Below are 243 nucleotides of genomic sequence, written 5' to 3' on the forward strand. Positions count from 1 at the left end.
GCTCTGCTTCTGGTCGCCTTCGCCGAATTCCAACACGTCCACTTCGCTGTCGAGGCTGGCCATAAACTCTGCCAGTTGGTCTTTCTGCGCTGGTAATACTTTTCCGGCTTTCACTAGCTCATCCAGATCGCTGGCGATGGCCTGCTTCTGCAGTGCCGCTTCGCTGGCTTTGATGGCGGTCTCTTTCTCGGAAAAAGAGGCTTCCCGGTCTTTCAGGGCTTGCTCTTTCACTTCCAGGTCAGC

General features: G+C 55.6%; 1 protein-coding gene. It reads right to left on the reverse strand.

Features of this window, described 5'->3' with window-relative positions; genetic code table 11:
- Positions 1–243 (reverse strand): hypothetical protein (locus tag AK963_RS34730; RefSeq protein ID WP_202970002.1); only part of this gene is annotated, 243 nt, incomplete at both ends.

The organism is Endozoicomonas atrinae (genome assembly GCF_001647025.1).
Taxonomy (GTDB): domain Bacteria; phylum Pseudomonadota; class Gammaproteobacteria; order Pseudomonadales; family Endozoicomonadaceae; genus Endozoicomonas; species Endozoicomonas atrinae.